Genomic DNA, 1,629 nt, shown 5'->3' with positions numbered 1-1,629 from the left:
CAAAAACAGATACAATTATTTTCTACAACCAAGGGACTGCGCCATTGTATATTTTAAATATAGATATAAGCAATACTATTTTTTCAACGGAAGATAATTCATTTACCGTTGCTCCGAATGATTCTCATTTGCTCATTGTTCAATTTACACCTGTCAATGAAGGTGTGTTTCAATCATCGCTTGTACTTTCACACGATGCAGATGGAAGTCCTACAACTATTCTCCTTTCTGGTGTTGGAAAAAAAAGAATGAATGACGGCGAAATGCAAACAACGATTGGATATTTCAGTAACGGAATTCTCGATTCACAATGGTTATTGATGAGTATTCCAATGGAACTTGACAACAAATCCGTGAGTGTTTTACGTTCGCAACTTCCTGGAGAAAATCCTTGGAAAATTATTTCATACATCAATGGAGAATTTAATGATATTTCGAACAGTGGAAATGCGTTTCAACTTACACGTGGATTTTGGTTTAAAACTGTTGCCAAAAAACACCGATTTCATTTGTATTTTAATTCGGGGCAACTTGTTTCTACACTATCACATTCTATTCCAATACCAAGTGGATGGTCGCTCATCGGTTCGCCTTTTTATCCGCAAGATGCAAGTTGGAGTCCGATAAATATTGATACAAATTCTATTGGTGTTCGCATATACAAGTATAATGAATTGCAAAAAAAATGGGAGGGACCCTTAAATCCTGCTACTGAGAAATTGCAACCATTTGCCGGATATGCTGTGTGGAACGGAACGGGTGCAAATACGACATTTACATTTTTAAGAAATGAAAATCAAAATGTAATTCCTGAATTTCAAAACAGCGACGGATGGTTTGCAAAAATTGCTGTGGGAAAATCTGTAATGAGAATCGGGCAACATCGCAATGCACAAAACGGAAATGATTACTACGATTATCCGATGGCTCCAGCAAATCCCGAAATGAAAAGTGATGAATCGTATATCGCAGGAAAATTGTGGAGCGACATCCGTTCGAACAATGAATCGTTGTTGAAATGGAAAGTGTATGTAAATCCGAAAACAGTTCATTCAATTTCAATGAAAGAAATTTCGCAGTTGCCGAATGATTGGAAAATTGTTGTGCAAGGAATTCCCTCCGCGAAGGAATACGAATTGAACGAAGGTGCTTCGATTTTGATTTCGAGAAATATAACAACGCCATTTGTTGCGGAGATAATTGCAGGACCCAAATCGTTGGTTGATGCAGAACTTCCGTCGCAATTTTCGCTTGAACAAAATTATCCGAATCCGTTCAACCCATCAACGAATATCCGATTCACGATTCACGAACCACGATTCACGACATTGAAGATTTATGATGTTCTTGGAAGAGAAGTCGCAACATTATTTTCAGGAGAATTGGAAACCGGAAAATATAATTTCATTTGGGAAGGAAAGAGTGATAGGGGAGAAGTAGTTGGTAGCGGCGTGTACTTTGCGCGATTGCAAACTAAAGAATTTACGAAGACGATTAAGATGGAGTTGATGAAATAGTATCAACCGCGAACTACATGATTGAAACACGAATAGACACGGATTTCACTCGTGCATATTCGTAGCGTATGCACATAATTTGTAGTTAATTTTTAGAAAGCAATTTGATGAA

1 protein-coding gene is annotated in these 1,629 nt (G+C 37.5%); it reads left to right on the top strand.

Going from position 1 to position 1,629, the window contains the following annotated elements; all coding sequences use genetic code 11:
• The coding region (locus FJ218_11505) for a T9SS type A sorting domain-containing protein (protein ID MBM4167527.1) at nt 1–1,517 on the top strand (1,517 nt) is incomplete at its 5' end.
• Between the last annotated feature and the right edge of the window lie 112 nt (nt 1,518–1,629).

It is taken from the genome of Ignavibacteria bacterium, from assembly GCA_016873775.1.
In the GTDB taxonomy this organism is placed as follows: Bacteria; Bacteroidota; Ignavibacteria; order UBA10030; family F1-140-MAGs086; genus JAGXRH01.
The sequence above is the reverse complement of the archived record's forward strand: the minus strand, read 5'-3'. Positions and strand labels throughout refer to the sequence as shown.